A 16,187-nucleotide genomic window follows, 5' to 3' on the forward strand; every position below is an offset into this window, starting at 1 on the left:
GCATCCACGCCCCGCCGCCGAGCCGCCCGCCGAGGACCGGCCGCGACCGGGCCGGGCCCGCGACTCAGAGGCGCGGGCCGGCGGCGGGCGCCACAGCGCCGCCCGAGCAGGCGCCTCCCGTCCCGGCGCCGCCCGCGCCGACGCCGGTGCGGACGGCACCTCGCGGGACGGCGCCCAGGCCCCGTCCGCGGGCCGGTCCGCAACGGCTGGACGGTCGGGTGGACGGCAGAGGCCAGCGCCCCGGGACCACGCTCGGGTCACCGGGCGGGACGGCGACCCGCCCGGCACCGAGGCCGCGGCGCCGGACCTGGACATGGTCAGCCTTCTCCTGCCGCCGTTGGACGGCCTGCCGCCCACACCGCTGCCGCCACCGCGCGGCGCGGCGCGGGCGCCCTCCCGGGCCGCCGCGGCGGCATCGGCGGCGTCCGGCGCTGGTGCGAGCGCCGGCGGCGCGTCCGCGGCGCGTGAGGAGGCAGACCCGCGGGTGCGCCGTCTGGCCGAGTCGGCACCGGCGACGGAGTCGGAGCGGCGTCGGCGGCTGCGCGGCCGCCCGGTCGCCGCGCTCGCGGTGGCGGCCGTGGCCGCCGTGGCGGCCGCCGCCACCGCCGCGGGTCTCAGCGCCGCCAGTGACGACGTGACGACCGGCGCCCAGGCCCCGCTGCACGACACGCGACCGGACGGTCCCGCCGCCAGCCGCTCCGCCGACCGGAATCCGGCGACCGGCCGGGATTCCGCCCGCGTCCCCGCCCCGGCGGTGCCCCGGTCCACCGATCCGGCGGACACGGTGACGGGCGCGCCGTCAGGTCGGGGCAGCGACCCGCTCGCCCCCACCGAGCAGGATCAGCAGGGCAGCCTCGCCGCCGAGGATCTCGCGCTCAGCACGCTGCGCCTCGCGGCCGCCAGCCGGCCCGACGCGGCATCCCCACCAGCCACCCAGCCGAGCGCACCCGGCAGCGACGCGCGCTCGGCCCCGGAGCCGCCGGCCGGCCTACTGATCACACCGCTGACTCCCACGGAGCCGGCCACCCCCGCCGCGCCGGGCACGCCCGCCACCCCGGAGCACTCCGCCGTCGAGGCAGCCGCCGCCCCGCCTGTCCAGGCCGGAACCAACACCGGCACGAGCCCCGGCACCGTCAACCGGCCGATGGGCCGTATCCCGGCCGCCGGCACGGCCGCCGCCGCGGTGGCAGCCCAGCCGGCACAGAACCCCTCGCCCCCGTCGACCACCCAGACCACCACCGCCGTGGCCCAGGCGGGTGCTGGCGGACAGGCCACCACGGGCGCCGCCCAGGCAGGCGCGGCCACGGCCCAGACGGGCACCGGTCAGAGCACCACGGTCCAGCAGGGCACCGCAACGGCGACCGCGGGCGCGGCCACGGGTGGCGGGAGCGCCGCGGGGGGCTCCAGCTCGGGCCTCACCGCGGTGCCCATCGGCATCGTGCCGCTCACTCCCCGCTAGCCGGGCCGCGGACGTCGCCGTCCGGCCAGATGATCTGCACGGGCCGGCCGCGCAGCCGCGCGTAGTCGACGACGTCCGCCGTGCCGCCGTAGCCACGGGCGGGCAGCCCGTCCCAGACCGCGATGATCCGGTCGGAGGAGTCGACGAGCACGCGGCTCGCGAGCATCAGGCTCGCCGGGTCGGGGCTGGGCCGATCCTGCCGGCGGACCTCGGCGGAGCTGCGCACCAGCCGGTCGTACTCGGGACGGTGGTCGGCCGGCTGGAGCTCCCGGTAGCCGGCCGCGGGAATCACCGAGATCAACCGTCCGCCGAGCTTGAGGACGACGTCGGCGAACACGGTGTCGGCCCCGTCGGCCAGGCAGCTGATGCCCGCGAAACCGCCGGGGGACAGCGGCGCCAGCAGCCGCCACAGCTCGCCGGCGACGAACGCGCGCTGCTCGTCGGTGAGTCCGCGATGGCCTGTCACACCGACGACAAGCACGCCGGCACCCTCACGCCCAGGATCGCGCAGGAAAATGACACTCCGCGACTGTAGCCGGGGGGACAGCGCATGCCGGCCGGCCGCGGACTCAGGTGAGCAGAACGACCTTGCCGATGGTGCCCCGGTTCTCCAGCGCCGCGTGTGCCGCCGCCGCCTCGGCCAACGGGAAGGTGTGAACCGCGGGGACGAGCGTCCCGGCGGTCGCCGCGGCCAGCGCGGCCTCCTCCAGCGCGGCCAGCCCGCCGGGCCGGCGCAGCATCCGAGCGCCCAGGACGGACGCGACCAGCAGGCCTCGCTGCACCACGTCCGCCGTGGTGATCGGTGTGGGGGCACCGGCGGACCAGCCGAACACGAGGAACCGGCCGGCCGGACCGGTCAGCTCCAGCGCGGCGCGGCCGGTGTCGCCCCCGACGCCGTCGAGGGTCACCGTGACCGAGCGCCCGTCGAGCGCGGCGCGCACCTCGTCCGGCCAGCCGGGCCGGCGGTAGTCGACGGCCACGTCGGCGCCGAGGCGACGCACCGCGGCGGTCTTCGCCGCTCCCCCGGCGAGCCCGACGGCGACGGCGCCCGCGTTGCGCGCCGCCTGCACGAGCAGGCTACCGAGACCACCGGCGGCCGCGGTGATCAGGACGACGTCGTCCGCGGTCAGTTCGGCGACGTCGAGAACGCCGAGGGCGGTGCGCCCGGTCCCGATCATCGCGACGGCGGTGGAAGCGTCGAGCGCGGGCGCCACCGGGTGGACGTGCTCGACCTCGCGGACGGCGAGCTGCGCGTAGCCCTGCCCGCGCGGCCCGAGATGGGCGACGACCCGCTGTCCCAGCCAGCCCTCGTCGACGTTGTCGCCCACCGCGTCGACGGTCCCGGCCACCTCGCGTCCGGGGATGGTCGGCAGCGACGGCACGGCGAGTGGGCCCGACGCGACCCCCGCCCGCAGCCGGGTGTCGATGAGATGCACCCCGGCGGCCTCCACGGCGATCCGCACCTCGCCGGGACCGGGCCGCGGATCGTCCACCTCCTCGTACCGAAGGTTGTCCGCGGGGCCGAACTCGTGCAGCCGGATGGCGTACATGATCTGCTCTCCAGGTCGGGAGACGGTGCGTCCGCCCGAGGCTAGGAGCTGAAGCCGACGTGAGGTCAACCCCGCCCGGACGTCAGCGGCCCGACGCGCCGTACCAGGCCGGCCGGGCGTGCAGCAGCCAGTCGGGGATGAGTTGGCGCAGCACGTCGGGCCGCAGCTGGAGATCGGACAGGCTGGCCAGGGAGGCCGAGACGATGTCCAGGTCGTCGAGCCGGCTGCCGAACTCGCCCGCCCACGATCTGTCCACCGCGAAGACGACGTCGAGCTCCGCGACCGGTTCGCCGTGCTCGACCCCGGTGGTCTCCACGCAGCCGACGAACGTCACCTGGTCCGCGTCGATGCCGGCCTGCTCGTCGAGCAGGCGGCGCAGCGCCGTCTGGACCGAGTCGCCCGGGGGCACCCGCCCGCCGGGCAGGTGGAAGGTCGACTGGCCGCGCACGTTGGCCAGCAGGATGCGGTCCCCCTCGACGAGCAGCGCGCGGACGTTGATCCGCACCGGTCCCGCGGCCCGGCGCGACGGATCGGGCCTCGTCCCGTCGGCGATCGGGGCGGTGGCGAACAGGCTCTCGGGGAGGGTCACGGGTGCTCCAGGGACGGGGGTGAACGTGGTGACCTCCGCATCGTGCCCCGCCGGGGCCGGATGCCGGGCGCCAACGGGGCATCCCGCCCGGACCAGGCCGGGCAAGCCCACGACCAACCCGCCACGAACCCCAGGCACGAACTCCGCGGCAGCGGCAGAACCTGGCCGGAATCGTCGCAAAATCGGGTAAATCTTTCGGGAAACACCGAAGCTGCGGGGTTACCATCACTGCATGCCGACATTCCGGATCAGCGAGGCGGCGACGCTGCTCGGTGTCAGTGACGACACCGTCCGCCGGTGGGCGGACAGCGGCCGGCTGCCGACCATCCACGACGACGCGGGCCGCCGGGCCATCGAAGGCGCCAACCTGGCCGAGTTCGCCAAGGACCTGGCGGGCGAGCAGGGAAGTTCCACGATACCCGTCGTGGCGGAGTCCGCCCGCAACCGCTTCCCCGGCATCATCACCCGGGTCACCCGCGACACGGTGATGGCCCAGGTCGAGATCCAGGCCGGCCCGCACCGACTGGTGTCGCTGATGAGCCGCGAGGCGGCGGACGAGCTGGGCCTGGAGCCCGGTGTCCTCGCGGTGGGCGCGGTGAAGTCCACCAACGTCGTCATCGAGATGCCCGAGCGCCGCTGAACCGTCGATGACGAGCCCAGGTGGTACCTCGCTGCCGTGGGCCCTGCCGTCGCGGCGGCAGGGCCCACGCGGTGCTGCCCGCGCCGTGCGCCGCGAGACCCGCCGGCGCGTCCCGTGGGCCCTGTGGGTGCCGGCGGCGGTGGCCGTCCTGTTCCTGCTGCTTCCGCTCGTCGGGCTGCTGATCCGCACCCCGTGGTCCGGGCTGCCCAGGCTGATCACGGAGAAGAGCGTCCGGCAGGCCCTGCTGCTGTCGCTGCGCACCGCCACCGAGGCAACCGCGTTGTCGCTGGTGTTCGGCATTCCGCTGGCCTGGCTGCTGGCCCGCACCCGCTTCCCCGGCCGGACCCTGCTGCGGGCGCTGGTCACGCTGCCGCTGGTGCTGCCGCCGGTCGTCGGCGGCGTGGCGCTGCTGCTGGCGCTGGGCCGGCGCGGCGTGCTCGGGGAACGGCTGGACGACTGGTTCGGGATCACCCTGCCATTCACCAGCACCGGCGTGGTGGTGGCGCAGACGTTCGTGGCGATGCCGTTCCTCGTCGTCTCGGTGGAGGGGGCGCTGAACAGCGCCGATCGCCGCTACGAGGACGCTGCGGCGACCCTCGGCGCCGACCCGTGGACGACGTTCCGGCGGGTGACGGTCCCGCTCGTCGCCCCCGCGGTGGCCGCCGGGGCCGCGCTGTGCTGGGCCCGGGCACTCGGCGAGTTCGGCGCGACGATCACCTTCGCCGGCAACTTCCCCGGCAGCACGCAGACGATGCCGCTGTCTGTCTACCTGGCGCTCGAGAGCGATCCGGACGCGGCCATCGCGCTGTCACTCGTTCTGCTGGCGGTGTGTGTCGCCGTTCTGGTGACGCTGCGTGCGAACTGGCTGCCCGGCGCCCGCCGTCTGGGTGGCGCCCGTCGGCTCCCGCGCGCCGGCGCGACCCGCGACATCCCGGCGGACGGAGATCCCCGGTGAGCCCCGGCCAGCCCGAGAGCACGGATGTGGTCGGCGGCACAGCGGCCGCCGCGGCAGCGGCGCAGGGCCTCGACGCCCGGATCGCGGTTCGCCGGGGCGAGTTCGTCCTCGATGTCGGGCTGCGGGTGGAGCGGGGCGAGACGGTCGCCGTCCTCGGTCGAAGCGGCGCCGGCAAGAGCACACTGCTGCGCGCGCTGGCCGGCCTGCTCCCGATCGACGAGGGCCGGATCTCGCTGGCCGGCGAGGTCCTCGACGACCCGGCCGAGCGGGTGTTCGTGCCCTGCGAGCGACGTCCGGTGGGGGTCGTGTTCCAGGACTACCTGCTGTTCCCACATCTGCGGGCCCGGGAGAACGTCGCCTTCGGCCTGCGGGCCCGCCTCGGCCTGCGCGGCAAGGCCGCCCGGGCGCAGGCCGACACCTGGCTGGCCCGGTTCGGCGTCGGCGAGCTGGCCGACCGCCGGCCCGGCGCGCTGTCCGGCGGTCAGGGGCAGCGGGTCGCCCTCGCCCGGGCGCTGGCCACCCAGCCGCGGCTACTGCTGCTCGACGAGCCGCTCGCGGCGCTGGACACCACCACCCGCGGCGAGGTGCGGGCGTTCCTGCGCGGTGTCCTGCCGGACCTGTCCGCGCCCGTGCTCATCGTCACGCACGACCCGGTGGACGCCGAGGTGCTGGCCGACCGCACCATCGCCCTCAATGCGGGCCGCCTGGTCGATCTCGCCGGCACCTGAGCCGCGGGCGGGCGCGTCCTACCGCTCGGCGCCGGCGCCGACGAACGTGGCGCAGCTGCCGTTGCGGTGCCGGACCTCCGCGTCCGGGCCGGGGAAGACGAAGCTGACCTGCCCGGTGTCGGTCCAGCGCACGGCGAAGGGCGGGTCGCCCGCGTCCGAGCGCGTCTCGAAGATCTCCCCCGACCGGTCCGCCGTGTGGGGTACGTGGCTGTGGACGATCAGCACGTCACCGGGGTGGGCCCGCAGCACACCCGTCCGGCGGGGGAAGACGTCCGACCGCGAGATCTCGACGTCCACCGTCATCTCGTCGTCCGGCGCCGCCCCGGCCGACGACGCCGCCACTGCCCGAGCGGACGCCGCCGCTCCCGCCGGCGCCCCGCGGGAGGCCGCCCCCTCGGACGCCGCCTTCCCAGCCGAAGCTGCCTTTCCAGCCGACGCGGCCTTCCCAGCCGACGCGGCCTTCCCGATCGAGGACATGGTCCCTGGGGAGGACATGGTTCCGGCCGACGACATGGTTCCGGCCGACGACATGCTGCCCATGGACGACATGGATCCGGCCGACGGCGTGGTTGCGACCGATGACGTCGGGCTGGCCGCCGGAACGGCGCCGACGGCCACCGGCGGGGTGGGTTCGTGGCGCGGGGCGAACGTCTCATCGCGCAGCGGATGGACCAGGTCCGCCATCTCCCGCTCGCTGCGGACGAGCAGATCGTCGACGGTGACCATGCCGACGATGCGGCGGCCGTCGAGCACTGGCAGCCGTCGCAGGGCATGGCCGCGGAAGATCTCGTAGGCCCGCTCGACGCCCATCCCGGCGGGAATCGTGACCACGTTCGTGGTCATCAGGGCGTCGATGCGGCCATCGGCGGCGACGTCCCGCGCCAGCCCACGGACCACGATGTCGCGATCGGTGACGATGCCGACAAGCCGGTCGCCGTCGACCACCAACAGCGCGCCCACGCCCGTCCGCGCCATCCGCCGGGCGGCGTCGGCGATCGTGGTGCTTCTGTCGACGGTCACCGGCGGCCTGCTGATCATCGAGCCGACGTAGGCCATGATCCTCCCCCTCCGCTCTGCCCACCGTGCGTGACGGCCCATGGCGCGTGCGCGTGCGCGGGCGATGGGGCCCCACGGTTCCCTCCTGTACGTTCCCCGTTTCCGAGCCGTAGGCACCTGATGACACCTGGTACAACGCCCTCGTCTGAGGCCACTCGCGGTGCCCCGATCCGACGAGGCGATGACCCGACTGGCAGGGCCTGGTACGGCTGGCGGGAGGACCCGGTCAGGCGGAACGTGCCTGGCGTCGGATGGTCATCCGGTCGACGAACCAGTCCCGGGCGAAGGTCGCGACCCGGGCCAGAGCATCGGGCTCGGTGAACAGGTGGGTCGCCCCGGGGACGATCTCCAGGCGGTTCGGGCAGCCGGTGAGGCGCTGGCGGGCCCATTCGTTGAGGTCGAGGACGCGATCGTCTCGCCCGCCGACGATCAGCAGGGTAGGCGCGCGCACCGCCGCCAGCCGGTCGCGAGCCAGGTCCGGCCTGCCGCCCCGGGAGACGATGGCGGCCACGCCGCAGCCGGGTTCCCCCGCGGCCCACAGGGCGGCCGCCGCTCCGGTGCTCGCGCCGAACCAGCCCACCGGCGCCCCTGCCAGCGACGGCTCGCCCCGCAGCCAGGCGGTGGCGGCCAGCAGCCGGCGGGCCAGCAGCCCGATGTCGAAGACGTTCCCGACGTCCTCCTCCTCGTCGCCGGTGAGCAGGTCGAACAGCAGGGTGGCGAAGCCGGCCGCCACCAGGGTGTCGGCGACGAGCCGGTTGCGGGGGCTGTGCCGGCTGCTGCCGCTGCCGTGCGCGAAGGCCACGACGCCGCGGGGACGCGCGGGCACGGTGAGCCGACCCTCCAGGTGGGTGGGGGCGGGGGCCGGGATCTCGACGTCGGCGCCACGGCCGATGCCGCCGGCCGCCTGCCGCAGCAGATCCACGACCTCCTCGTCGCCGGTCTGGGCGAAGTCGGTGTAGAACTCGCCGACGCCGAAGAACGTCTCCGGTGTCTGGACGCAGACCACGTCATCGGCCTCCTGCCGCAGCCAGGCGACCCGGTCGCGGGCGGCGACCGGGGCGGCGAGCACGATGCGCGCGGCGCCCTGGGCCCGTACCGCCCGGCAGGCGGCGAGCGCGGTCGACCCGGTGGCGATCCCGTCGTCGACGACGACCACCGCGCGGCCCAGCAACGGCACGCGCGGACGGCCGGCGCGGAACAGCCGGCCCCGCCGCTCCAGCTCGACGGCCTCCCTGGCCTCCACCCGCGCGAAGTCGTCCTGGCCCACCCGGGCCAGGCGGATGGCCTCCTCGTTGACCACCCGCACGCCGCCCTCGGCGATGGCCCCCATCGCCAGTTCGGGCTGGGAGGGCACGCCGATCTTGCGAACGAGCATCACGTCGAGCGGTGCGGCGAGCGTCCGCGCGACCTCGAACCCGACCGGGACACCGCCGCGCGGCAGTCCCAGCACGACCACGTCCTGTCCGCGCAGGTGCGCCAACCGGCCCGCGAGCCGCCGCCCGGCGTCCGCACGACTCTCGAAGATCACGATGGTTCACCGCCCTCCCGACGGGCGGCCGGCCTCGAGCCGATGCCGCCTGCGGTGGTGATGCCCCCATCGTGCGGCCCGATCCCCACCCGGGCCATGGCGCCCGGTGCCCGGACACCGTCACCCGATCGGGCCATCCACACTGGATCCGGCGCCGGGCCTGCGGCCCTGCCCGCGTCCCCCTCGCGCCCACCTCGACAGGCGCCAGGAAGCGGCGGATGTCCCGAAGAACAGGTGCCGAACTGGCATAGGGCCACTGACCATCACATTGGTCGCCGGCGGCCGTCGCGCGGCGGCAGCCGCCCACGAGACCGTGCATAATCGAGCAGGTGACGCTCCGCTTGCAGCACGGCCGCGCCCCTCACTGGGCGTGGCAGGTGGTCTGTCGTCCCGGAGCCTGTCCGTGTTGTCCCAGCCCTCGCGCCCACTGAGGCCCATCGCCACGCGAAGGGTCCGCGCGGCCCGGTAAGCACCGGCGCCGCCCAGGGCGCGAGGGATCTCGGAGCCCACCGCGCCGAGCCCGGCCGCAGGATGATCCCGGTACCCCACCGGCAATCCCCGCCGCCCGCATGTCCAGATCCGACGCTCACGCCGGCCGCGGCCACAGCCGTGGGATCGACCCGGGGGACCCGACCGGTGCACGCCGGTCGTCGCCGCCGATTCGACGGCTGATCGGGAGCCGGACCTCGACGCTCAGGTCCGGTGTCGGTGCCAGAACGGTCACATCGGCCAGTCGGTGGACAGCACCCCGTCCGCCTCACGTCCCACCACGTCGTCATCCGTCCGCACCCAGCAGGAAGGCAGCGTCAGCCGTGTCCTTCATGGCATGGATGAACCGGTTGCGAGCCGACGGGTACCTGGTCTGCCCCGGCAGCTGCGCGGTGCCCGTCGATGTCCGCGGCGTCCGCGGCGACGGCGTCGGTCTGCACTTCCGCTGCCGGGGGACGGCCATCCGCCTGGCCGCGTACCGGCCCGGTCGGGCGGCGTGGCAGGTCGCCGTGCGGGACGCGTCCTGGTGCCCCGAGGAATCGCTGCAGCTGTGGGTCCACAGCCCGCTCGACGGCACGCCACCCCCCACGGACGCGCGACTCGCCTTCCCCGGCGACGCGGGCCCCGACCGGGAGGTCATCCTGGACGGCTCGGACGCCTGGGGCTGGCGCGGTCACGAGGCCGGCCTGCTGCGCCCGGACACCGCGGCCCGCCTCTTCGACCACCTGCTGGCCACCCTCGCCGACCCGACAGCCACCGCGGCCGTCCTCCAGGCCACCGCCCCGCCCTCCGCCGGCCAGGCGGCCCGCCCGACCACACGACACGAGACCCCCGAAGAGATCACCATTCCGGCGGCCCGCACGGGACGGTCCGGCCAACCCGCCCTCGCCACCTCCCCCGTCATGTCCGCCCGCCCGGTCTCCGCCTCCTCGGCGGGGGGTGGTCGTCACATGCCCCCCGTCATCCTGTAAGCTGCAGTTACTTCCAGGGGGTGTAGCTCAGCCTGGTAGAGCGCCTCCCTCGCACGGAGGAGGCCAGGGGTTCGAGTCCCCTCACCTCCACGAGCCGGCCCGTCGTGTTCGCCGATCTTTGATCGGCTTCGCGGCGGGCCGCGATGTTTTCCCGGGGGGCGACCCCCGGACCCCCGTTCGGCCGGCGTGGAGTTGACCCAAGGTGGTCAGGTGGTCTCGGGCGGGTCTTCGGGAGCTCGCGGGCGCTATCCGTCGGCGGGGCGGTGGGATCATGGAGTCGTCTGGTTCATGACGGGACGCCGTGGGGAGATTCTCGGGTCGTGTTCGGTTCGGCGCCCGGGTGCGGCTGTTCGTCCCGCCGGGCTTCGACACCACGCCGATCGACGTCGCTCTGGAGAGGCTGCCGGCCCTGTTCGACGTGTCCCGGTGGTCTATCCCGACGGCGACCGACACGGCGGCCGGCCACATCACCAGGTGGAAGTGACCACTGCTGCTGGCGCCGACCCAGATTCTGGCCAGCCTCACGGGCGGCGTGGTCCGGGACGACCCGCTTGATCTGCTCACCGTACGTCGAGTGCTGGCCTGGTATCCCGACGATGTCTGGCGCTGTGTCCTGGCCGCCGGCTGGCTGCGGGTGAGCCAGGAGCAACCGTTCGTCGGCCGCACCAGCGAGCACGGAGGCGTCGACGGCGCCGAGTGGGAAGTCGCTGTACTTCTCGACCAGCTCGACCATCCGGTCGAGGTCCTGGCGAGCAAGCGGGATCAGGCTGATCTGTCCGGTGTTGATGGAGCGCAGGAACGCGGCTTCGGCGCGGGTTCCTTTCTCCCGTTCGAGCATGAAACAGACTTCGGTCAGGACGGGTAGGGAACGAGTAGCGGCCGGGGCGTGCGCCGCATGAGAGCGACGCTGCGGGCGTGGTGCTCGTCGTCGGTGTCGGCGGCGGCGATCAGCGGCCCGGTGTCCCAGACAATCACTCGGGGTCGCGCCCCAGTTCGGCGCGCAGGACCTCAGCCGAACGGGTGGCGAGATCGCCCTTGCCGCTGGCCAACGCACCGACGAAATAGGGCAGTGGCCACTCGTCGCCGCCGCTCTCGGCGGGCGCGCTCTCGCGCACGAGAGCCAGGATCGGCGCCACCTGCGACTCGGGTAGGCGGTCGATCAGACTGTGCAGCTCATCCCGCAGAGTACTCACCCGTCGTGGATACGACCGGCGCGTGGCCAGCCACCAAGATCCGCCGGGACGCGAGCTGAACGGCGGATCGCACCCCCGCACGGCCGCCACGGTCGCGGTGTGGGTCACGCCGACGATGTAGACCAGGTTCCGATCGGTGAGCTCTTGGCGGAACTTGGCCGAGTCTCCGTAGCCGGCGTCGGCGAGGACCGGGCGGGCACACCATCCGGTGAGCTCGGCTGGGGCTTGCCGCCGGGGATGCGGCGCCAGGCCAGTACGAGGGCCACTCGCCTTTGACGGGACGACGGGACCAGCTCGGCGCCACCAACGGGTCCACAGCTACTCGCAGGTCAGGGCCTTGATCGGAAAAATCCGATCAAGGCCTTTGATCGTTTGCCCGTCGACGTAGTTGCCCGAGATCTGGCCGAGCTGGTGGCGCCGGCAGCGCCGGGCGTCCGCCGCGCCCGGCGAGGGTCACAACATCGTGGGCGGAGGACCACCCTGCCCCGCTCCGTCGCCCTCCCTCGGGCAACGGCAACCACCCGAGCTGCTACTACAGAGACTAGTAGGGAACTTCGATGCACCTCCGGAGTGTCCACCGGCCCGCCCCGGGAGGCCCAAGTGCTCGGCTCCCCGGGACCAGGGGGAAAGCGAGACAGGGCCGTGAGGGAGGACCGAGATGAAGAGGTACACGCCGATCTACGGCTTGGTCGTGGGGCTTGCCATCGTCACTCTGCTCGTCGTCGGACTTCCCGGTACGGCGCTGGTGCAGGCTCGTCCTGGTCAGGCGCAGTGGTAGCCGAGGTCGCTCAGGGCGGGCATGGTGATGACCGTCAGCGGCGTGAGGAGGAGGGCGGCGATCAGCAGGGCCCGCGCCGCGACAGCGGGACCGCCGAGCGGTGCCTGTGCGGTGAGCAGGCGCAGAACCCGTTGGTGGACCGCGGTGCTTCCCATGCCCAGCGCGGACGCGGGTGGGGCCGCGAGACGCAGGACGGCGTGCGCGACGGTGTGACGGGGGCAGTGGCGCGTTGCGCCGTCGTCGGCGGCGAGTTCCACGAGCCGCCGCAGCTCACCGTGCATGTCCTCGAAGAGGGAGACGGGCCCGAACGCCCGGTCGAGGATCGCCGCGCCGGTCAGGATGAGGTGATGCCGGCCGCGCAGATGGGTCCGCTCGTGTGCGATCACCGCGCGAAGCTCGGCGGCCGGCAGAGTGCGGAGCGCTCCTGCGGTCAGTACGACGGTCGCGTCCCGTCCCGGTAGGCAGAACGCGCTGGGTTGGGGGTGGTCGAGGACGACGACGTCGAGCGTCGGATGGAAGCGGCCCGCAAGGCGGATGTCGCGGTGGGTGCGGTGCCGAATCCGCCGCTGGGTGAGCGTGACGGCGGCGATGGCATGCCCAAGACGTGCCATCACGCCGAGGATGCCAGCGACGCCTGCCGCCTGCGGCGCTGTCCAGGTGGGCACGGGCAGCTGATGGTCCGCCCAGCCGCACCACTGCACCAGCAGGACGAGTAGGTCACCCAGAGCATGGTTGGGCACGATCAGCAGGAGTGGGGCGAGGATCAAGGTAGCGACGACAGACGCCGCCGCGGCGAGCCACATGCTGATCGCCAGCCGGGGCGCGCGGGACGTCCATGAGGCCCCGACCAGCGGACGCGGGAGTCCGAAGGCGACGAGCAGGGCATAGGCGGTCAGCCCGGCGGGAATCACGCCGTCGGCGTCCCGTCGTCGTCGCCGCCCCGCCTGCGCTGACCCTCGTGCCACTGCACGGCGCTACGCAACGACTCGTACTCCGCCGCGTTCATGGTCTCGACGAAGTGCAGCAGCGTCAGGCCCCGGTCCTCGGCCCCTGAGAGCACCTCGCTCATCAACCGGGCCGTGTACGCGCTGCGACTGAGCGCCGGCTGGTAGCGGTACGACCTCCCCGACCGCTCCCGGGCGAGCCAGCCCTTGCGGAACAGTCGGTCCATCACGGTCATCACCGTCGTGTAGGCCAACGGGCGGTCAAGCAGCCCCCGGACGTCCCGCACGGCCATCGGCCCCCGGGCCGACCACACCCGATCCATGATCTCGGCCTCCAGGTCGCCGAGCTGTTCCACCACGCCCCGTTCGTCTCCTGTCCCACCCGCACGGCGGCGATCCGCGATACCGACACCCGAGTTCACCACTGCGCACGCGTCCGCGTCACCCACGCGGCCGCCATGCCAGGGAGCTCCCGGTCGCCGACTCCCGGCGACTCCGCGGCGGCGAGGGCCACCGGTTGCCCCAGGATCTTCCCAGCTGGCGCTCTGCGACGGAGGTCCGGATGCGCCGCCCGTTCCGGAGGCCGCCCGCTCTGCCCCTATCTGCTACATGGCATAGTAGTTAGGAGCCGAGTGGGGCGAAGGAGGGATCTTTGGTGGATCGCACCGCGGGGAACGGGCTTCCAGCGCTGGACACCACACACGCCGCGGGGCGCGGCCTTCTGTATCAGGCCACTCAGCTCGGCAGACGGAGCATCCGGCTCACGCGCGCGCAGCGCCGAGCCGCGACCGTCGCGATGATGACCACGGGCAGTTTCGCCGCGGCGTCCACCGGGTTCGCCCTGGCGACCTCCGACAACCTGCCCGCCGTGCCCGCCACACCGGTCACCACGGCGGACCTGATCGCCGGCTCGCACCCGCTCACCCCAGATCGCCAGGCCGTGCCCCTCGCCGACGCGATCGCGGAACCGACTTCGGCGTCCAGCTTCACCGCCGTGTCCATCAGCCCGGACCGTTCCACGATTGCCCCGAACTCCTCCGTCGTCTTCACCGTGCGCGCGGCCACGGCGGACGGACGGACTCCCCTCGCAGGGGCGACGGTACGGATCGCCATGGTCGACGGCCCGAAGTGGACCACCACCGCCCGGCTGCGGACCAACGGCGCCGGCGAGGCATATATCTCCGCCCGGCTGCTGTCGACCATCACTCTCACCGCTGTCTTCGACGGCTCCGACGCGTTGCGCCCCTCTCTCGCCGGCGCGACCACGGTCACCGTCACCGCACCGAACACACAGTCCACCAGCGCCAGCGAAGCACCCTCGATCGCGGGTACCCCGTCGGTGGTCACCGAAGTACCTGCGAGCGGAATCGGCGCGAAAGCCGTCTACCTCGCCTCGCTACAGAAGGGCAAGCCCTACGTCTGGGGGGCCGCGGGCCCCTACGCCTTCGACTGCTCGGGCTACGCCCAGTACGTCTACCGGCAGCTCGGCCGGAATCTGCCACGTACGGCGCAACAACAGTTCCAGGCCACGATCCGGATACCGAAATCCGGCAAGCAGCCCGGAGACCTGATCTTCTTCGGGACGCCAGGCAACATTACCCATATGGGCATCTACGCAGGAAACGGCTACATGTGGGCCGCGCCGCAGACGGGGCGCACCATCAACCTACAACCCATCTACTCCAGCACCTACTACGTCGGCCGGGTCAGGTGACCCGTTCCTCTCTCCCTCCATCGACGGCGGGTTGACGTGGTTTCGGTCCGCGTCGACCCACGTGGTCCCGGGCAGAATGAGGCCATGATTGGCCGGCTCCGGGGGAAAACCACCTGGGGCTCGCTGTCCGTCTTCCCGCTTTTCGTCCTCGTGCTGCTGGGCGTCCTGCTCATGCACGGCGGGCTGTCTGCCCACGTCAACCGTCAGGCGCATGCCCCCGCCGGGGCACACAGCGGTACATCGATGCCCGTGGGCGCTATGCCAACGCGTCCCGAGGCCACGCCCCTGTCTCGGGCTGGTAACGGCCCGGGGCAACGGCCGCTCACGGTGGACCACATCCGGAACAGCCCGGACTGCGAGAGCGGACATGCCGGCGCGATGTGTCTGGCGTTCCTGCGCCTGGCCGGTTTCCTGACCGGTTTCCTGACCGCCGTCCTGCTGATCGGCTGGGCCGCCCACCTGGTCCGCCGCGGTGGGAGACGGTCGCAGACGGCTACCTTCCGATCCGGACGATCGCCGCCAGACGGTCCGCCACGGTCCCGTGCTCCCTCGCTCGCCTCACTCTGCGTGCTGCGCCTGTAGACCGATCACCCTCGCGCACCGGCCGGATCTCCGCGCCGCGCGCCGGCCTTCGGACCTACGGACAGACAAGGAACCAGCATGAGACGACTCATCCTGCTCATTCCCGCGATCTTTGCGGCGATCGTACTCAGCGCCTGCGGCAGCGGGGGCGGTGCCGCCGACGCCACCGATGCCACCGATCACAACACCGCCGACATCACCTTCGCCCAGAACATGATCCCCCATCACCAGCAGGCGATCGCGATGGCCGACCTGGCCAGCACCCGGGCCCACAACCCGGAGGTGAAGGCGCTCGCCCAGCAGATCCGCCGAGCCCAGGCGCCCGAGATCGCCACCATGACCGACTGGCTCACCACCTGGCACCAGCCCATCACGCCTGCCCACTCCACCCCCGGCATGGGCGGACACGGGATGGGAGAGCACGGCATGGGCGGAACCGGTTCGGCCACCCCCATGCCGGGTGGCATGGCCGGAATGATGAGCGACACGGACATGACGAAAATGTCGATGGCAACCGGTCAAGCCTTCGACAGGATGTTCCTCACGATGATGATCATGCATCACCAGGGAGCGGTCGCCATGGCGAAGGCGGAGATCCGCGACGGACGCTACGCCCCGGCGAAGAAGCTCGCGGACAGCATTCAGACCACACAGACAACCGAAATTACAACTATGCAGAACCTGCTCACAAGAATCTGACCAAGGTATCCCAAGCGTCGCCACGTTTCCGAACGCGAAGAGAAACGTATCCCGACGACGATCCCCACGATAGCGGTCACCAGACGGACCGCGGCGTCCGGACCCCCAGACCTGCGGAACGGGCCGCGGCGGGATTGGCGACGCCGCCGGGCAGGACGAACGCGTCGTAGTCCGCCGCCGCCGCGTCGGCGGATGCACTAGGACGGCCGTACTAGTCAAGCCCGGAGAGCGCCGGCCTCGACATCGACGAGGCCGGCGCTCTCCGGGTGACCTGCCACGGAAGGCGGCGTCACGGCCGCCACTGGAGAGGAG

The 16,187-nt window shown here is 73.2% G+C and carries 18 protein-coding genes, 1 tRNA gene and 2 pseudogenes; 11 read left to right on the forward strand and 10 right to left on the reverse strand.

All coding sequences use genetic code 11. The features are described from left to right. Positions 1–1,459: pseudogene (locus C1A33_RS22015) on the forward strand (hypothetical protein); the annotation flags it as partial. Here the strand turns inward: C1A33_RS22015 and C1A33_RS22020 are convergent. The 3 genes from C1A33_RS22020 to C1A33_RS22030 form a co-directional block, all read right to left on the reverse strand. Next, the gene (locus C1A33_RS22020) at positions 1,446–1,940 is read right to left on the reverse strand and encodes a hypothetical protein (RefSeq protein WP_101833282.1); all 495 of its coding nucleotides are present in this window, start codon (positions 1,938–1,940) and stop codon (positions 1,446–1,448) included. The pseudogene C1A33_RS22015 and the gene C1A33_RS22020 overlap by 14 nt on opposite strands. A gap of 88 nt (positions 1,941–2,028) precedes the next feature. Continuing rightward, on the reverse strand, positions 2,029–3,009 hold the full coding sequence (locus C1A33_RS22025) for a zinc-binding dehydrogenase (protein WP_101833283.1): 981 nt from the start codon (positions 3,007–3,009) through the stop codon (positions 2,029–2,031). A gap of 82 nt (positions 3,010–3,091) precedes the next feature. Continuing rightward, on the reverse strand, positions 3,092–3,598 hold the full coding sequence (locus C1A33_RS22030) for an NUDIX domain-containing protein (RefSeq protein ID WP_101833284.1): 507 nt from the start codon (positions 3,596–3,598) through the stop codon (positions 3,092–3,094). A 232-nt stretch (positions 3,599–3,830) separates the two neighbouring features. Between C1A33_RS22030 and C1A33_RS22035 the strand changes: the two genes are divergently transcribed. From C1A33_RS22035 to C1A33_RS22045, 3 genes are read left to right on the forward strand one after another with little or no spacing between them, the layout of a single operon-like run. Further along, positions 3,831–4,238 (forward strand): TOBE domain-containing protein, encoded by a 408-nt coding sequence (locus C1A33_RS22035; RefSeq protein WP_101833285.1) that lies wholly within the window; start codon positions 3,831–3,833, stop codon positions 4,236–4,238. A 7-nt stretch (positions 4,239–4,245) separates the two neighbouring features. Beyond that, positions 4,246–5,193, forward strand: a complete 948-nt coding sequence (locus tag C1A33_RS22040; RefSeq protein WP_101833286.1) for an ABC transporter permease — start codon at positions 4,246–4,248, stop codon at positions 5,191–5,193. Then, positions 5,190–5,921, forward strand: coding sequence for an ABC transporter ATP-binding protein (locus C1A33_RS22045; protein WP_101833287.1), 732 nt, complete (start codon positions 5,190–5,192; stop codon positions 5,919–5,921). Before C1A33_RS22040 ends, C1A33_RS22045 begins: the two co-directional genes overlap by 4 nt. An 18-nt stretch (positions 5,922–5,939) precedes the next feature. Here C1A33_RS22045 and C1A33_RS36935 read toward each other — a convergent pair whose 3' ends face one another. Both C1A33_RS36935 and C1A33_RS22060 read right to left on the reverse strand, forming a co-directional pair. Continuing rightward, positions 5,940–6,977, reverse strand: coding sequence for a CBS domain-containing protein (locus tag C1A33_RS36935; RefSeq protein WP_243407814.1), 1,038 nt, complete (start codon positions 6,975–6,977; stop codon positions 5,940–5,942). 226 nt (positions 6,978–7,203) lie between these two features. Further along, positions 7,204–8,505 (reverse strand): phosphoribosyltransferase family protein, encoded by a 1,302-nt coding sequence (locus C1A33_RS22060; RefSeq protein ID WP_101833288.1) that lies wholly within the window; start codon positions 8,503–8,505, stop codon positions 7,204–7,206. A gap of 830 nt (positions 8,506–9,335) precedes the next feature. Between C1A33_RS22060 and C1A33_RS35930 the strand changes: the two genes are divergently transcribed. From C1A33_RS35930 to C1A33_RS36945, 4 genes are all read left to right on the forward strand, one after another. Further along, positions 9,336–9,965 (forward strand): hypothetical protein, encoded by a 630-nt coding sequence (locus C1A33_RS35930; RefSeq protein WP_243407821.1) that lies wholly within the window; start codon positions 9,336–9,338, stop codon positions 9,963–9,965. Between the two features lie 16 nt (positions 9,966–9,981). Next, positions 9,982–10,055 (forward strand) — tRNA-Ala (locus C1A33_RS22070). A 211-nt stretch (positions 10,056–10,266) separates the two neighbouring features. Continuing rightward, the gene (locus tag C1A33_RS36940) at positions 10,267–10,449 is read left to right on the forward strand and encodes a hypothetical protein (protein WP_243407815.1); all 183 of its coding nucleotides are present in this window, start codon (positions 10,267–10,269) and stop codon (positions 10,447–10,449) included. A 48-nt stretch (positions 10,450–10,497) separates the two neighbouring features. Further along, entirely contained in the window at positions 10,498–10,830 is a 333-nt protein-coding gene (locus tag C1A33_RS36945; protein ID WP_243407816.1) for a DUF4037 domain-containing protein, read from the forward strand. On the opposite strand, the gene C1A33_RS37545 is transcribed toward C1A33_RS36945, so the two are convergent. The 5 genes and pseudogenes from C1A33_RS37545 to C1A33_RS22100 all read right to left on the reverse strand — a co-directional run bounded on the left by C1A33_RS37545 (position 10,818) and on the right by C1A33_RS22100 (position 13,239). Continuing rightward, the gene (locus C1A33_RS37545; RefSeq protein ID WP_279354683.1) at positions 10,818–10,940 is read right to left on the reverse strand and encodes a hypothetical protein; all 123 of its coding nucleotides are present in this window, start codon (positions 10,938–10,940) and stop codon (positions 10,818–10,820) included. The genes C1A33_RS36945 and C1A33_RS37545 overlap by 13 nt on opposite strands. Then, positions 10,937–11,158 carry a hypothetical protein gene (locus tag C1A33_RS38080; protein WP_101833312.1) on the reverse strand — a complete coding sequence of 74 codons (222 nt, stop codon included), beginning with the start codon at positions 11,156–11,158 and terminating at the stop codon, positions 10,937–10,939. Before C1A33_RS38080 ends, C1A33_RS37545 begins: the two co-directional genes overlap by 4 nt. Then, positions 11,159–11,476: pseudogene (locus tag C1A33_RS38085) on the reverse strand (transposase); the annotation flags it as partial. 444 nt (positions 11,477–11,920) lie between these two features. Continuing rightward, positions 11,921–12,847, reverse strand: a complete 927-nt coding sequence (locus tag C1A33_RS22095) for a M56 family metallopeptidase (RefSeq protein WP_243407817.1) — start codon at positions 12,845–12,847, stop codon at positions 11,921–11,923. After that, positions 12,844–13,239, reverse strand: coding sequence for a BlaI/MecI/CopY family transcriptional regulator (locus C1A33_RS22100; RefSeq protein ID WP_480014663.1), 396 nt, complete (start codon positions 13,237–13,239; stop codon positions 12,844–12,846). Before C1A33_RS22100 ends, C1A33_RS22095 begins: the two co-directional genes overlap by 4 nt. A 440-nt stretch (positions 13,240–13,679) precedes the next feature. On the opposite strand from C1A33_RS22100, the gene C1A33_RS22105 reads away from it, so the two are divergent. The 3 genes from C1A33_RS22105 to C1A33_RS22115 all read left to right on the forward strand — a co-directional run bounded on the left by C1A33_RS22105 (position 13,680) and on the right by C1A33_RS22115 (position 15,875). Beyond that, positions 13,680–14,594 carry a C40 family peptidase gene (locus tag C1A33_RS22105; RefSeq protein ID WP_243407818.1) on the forward strand — a complete coding sequence of 305 codons (915 nt, stop codon included), beginning with the start codon at positions 13,680–13,682 and terminating at the stop codon, positions 14,592–14,594. 84 nt (positions 14,595–14,678) lie between these two features. After that, positions 14,679–15,176: a DUF6153 family protein gene (locus C1A33_RS22110; RefSeq protein ID WP_101833289.1), complete on the forward strand. Its 498-nt coding sequence runs from the start codon at positions 14,679–14,681 to the stop codon at positions 15,174–15,176. Between the two features lie 78 nt (positions 15,177–15,254). Beyond that, the gene (locus tag C1A33_RS22115) at positions 15,255–15,875 is read left to right on the forward strand and encodes a DUF305 domain-containing protein (RefSeq protein ID WP_101833290.1); all 621 of its coding nucleotides are present in this window, start codon (positions 15,255–15,257) and stop codon (positions 15,873–15,875) included. Positions 15,876–16,187: the final 312 nt, after the last annotated feature.

The sequence above is a fragment of the Frankia canadensis genome (assembly GCF_900197875.1).
Taxonomy (GTDB): Bacteria; Actinomycetota; Actinomycetes; order Frankiales; family Frankiaceae; genus Frankia; species Frankia canadensis.